At 72.5% G+C, this 2,026-nt stretch carries 2 protein-coding genes; both read right to left on the bottom strand.

The annotated features are described in order from the left end of the window. Positions 1–100: 100 nt before the first annotated feature. Positions 101–1,078: a sigma-70 family RNA polymerase sigma factor gene (locus tag VR44_RS21625; protein ID WP_045949219.1), complete on the bottom strand. Its 978-nt coding sequence runs from the start codon at positions 1,076–1,078 to the stop codon at positions 101–103. Between the two features lie 389 nt (positions 1,079–1,467). After that, the coding region (locus VR44_RS21620) for a dioxygenase family protein (RefSeq protein WP_045949218.1) at positions 1,468–2,026 on the bottom strand (559 nt) is incomplete at its 5' end.

The raw sequence follows: 2,026 nt of genomic DNA, 5'->3' as shown, positions 1-2,026 counted from the left end.
ATCCTGAGCGGGTCGGCGCGGGGCCCGGGGCTGGGCAGGGGGGAGCCCCGGCACCCTGGGGGGATGGGTACCGGGGCTCGTCGGGGGGCTTCGGCCGGGGTCAGGCCACGGCGTCGAAGCCGGTGTCGCGGGCCATCCGCTTCAGCTCCAGCAGGGCGTGCTTCTCGATCTGGCGGATCCGCTCACGGGTGAGCCCGTGCTGCTTGCCGACCTCCGTCAGGGTCCGCTCGCGGCCGTCCTCGATGCCGTAGCGCATCTTGATGATCGACGCCGTGCGCTGGTCGAGCTTGCCGAGGAGGTCCTCCAGCTCCTCGCTGCGCAGCAGCGCGAGCACGGACTGCTCGGGGGAGATCGCGGCGGTGTCCTCCAGCAGGTCGCCGAACTGCGTGTCACCCTCGTCGTCCACCGACATGTTGAGGCTGACCGGGTCGCGCGCCCAGTCCAGGACGTCGCCGACGCGCTTCTCCGTGGTGTCCAGCTCGGCGGCGATCTCCGCGTGCTCCGGGTCGCGGCCGTTCTCGCGGTTGAACTCGCGCTGGATCCGGCGGATCCGGCCGAGCTCCTCCACCAGGTGGACGGGGAGGCGGATGGTGCGGGACTGGTCGGCGATGGAGCGGGTGATGGCCTGGCGGATCCACCACGTCGCGTACGTGGAGAACTTGAAGCCCTTGGTGTAGTCGAACTTCTCCACGGCGCGGACCAGGCCGGCGTTGCCCTCCTGGATCAGGTCGAGGAGGGGCAGTCCGCTGCGCGGGTAGCGCCGGGCTACGGCCACGACGAGGCGGAGGTTGGACCGGATGAAGACCTCCTTGGCCCGCTCCCCCTCGGCGGCCAGGGCCTCCAGCTCCTCGCGCGGGGGGGTCTCCCCGTCCCGCTCCACCTCACCGTCGAGGAGCTGCCGGGCGTAGACGCCCGCCTCGATGATCTGCGAGAGCTCCACTTCCCGGGCGGCGTCGAGCAGCGGGGTGCGCGCGATCTCGTCCAGGTACATGCCGACCAGGTCGCGGTCGACGATCTCCCCGCCCGCTGCGCGGGCGCTGCTCGTGGACTGACGACGGGCGACGGCGCGGGTTGCCATGCGGTGCTCCCTTGCGATGCGATGAACGGTCGCGGTGCGTCCTCGGACACTCTCCCGAGTGCCCGCTTCCGAGGGAAACAACGACTGGAATCGGGACAGAATTCCCACAGGCCTCCCTCTTTTCCGGGATCTTGCAGTATCCTGCCCCGCCGCCACCCCGGCCGGGTGGTTCCTGAGCTCCGCGAAAACCCGGAGAGGCGCAGGTCAGACCCGCTCCGGAGATGCCCGGGCGGCCCACGCGGCCAAGCCGCCGATGAGACCGCCGTCACACGCGGCGCGTCCGCCCCAGCGGTGTCCGCGGGCTGCGTCCTCACCCCCCAAGACGGGCGGCGCCGGGTTCTGGTTGCCTGCCTGTCGCCCGTTCGGGTGCCGCCCGGACGGCGACGGACCTAACCGAACTGCACCGACCGCTTCGACAGCCCCATCCAGAACCCGTCCACCGGCGTGCTCTGCGCGCCCAGGTCGGATTCGGCGGCGCCGAGGGTGACGAACAGCGGGGCGAAGTGCTCCGTGCGGGGGTGGGCCAGGCGGCCCGCCGGGGACTTGGCCTCGAAGTCCAGCAGGGCGTCGACGTCGTGGGCGGCCAGCGCCTCGCGGCCCCAGGCGTCGAACTCCGCCGACCAGCCGGGCACTCCGGGGCCGGTGTGGCGCAGGGCGGCCAGGTTGTGGGTGAAGAAGCCGCTGCCGACGATCAGGACCCCTTCGTCGCGCAGCGGGGCGAGCTTGCGGCCGAGGTCCATCAGGCGGGCGGGGTCCAGGGTGGGCAGGGAGACCTGGAGGACCGGTACGTCGGCCCCGGGGTACATCTCGACGAGGGGGACGTACGCGCCGTGGTCCAGGCCTCGGTCGGGGATGTCCTGGACCGGGGTGCCGGGGGCCTTCAGCAGGGCGCGGACCGAGGCGGCGAGCTCCGGGGCGCCGGGGGCCTCGTAGCGGACCCGGTAGTAG

The organism is Streptomyces katrae (assembly GCF_000966975.1).
Classification (GTDB): domain Bacteria; phylum Actinomycetota; class Actinomycetes; order Streptomycetales; family Streptomycetaceae; genus Streptomyces; species Streptomyces katrae.
This window is presented reverse-complemented; position numbering and strand designations above follow the sequence as displayed.

Coding starts and splice junctions, on each gene's coding strand:
- VR44_RS21625 (WP_045949219.1), bottom strand. CDS start 1,078: ATGGCAACCCGCGCCGTCGCCCGTCGTCAGTCCACGAGCAGCGCCCGC.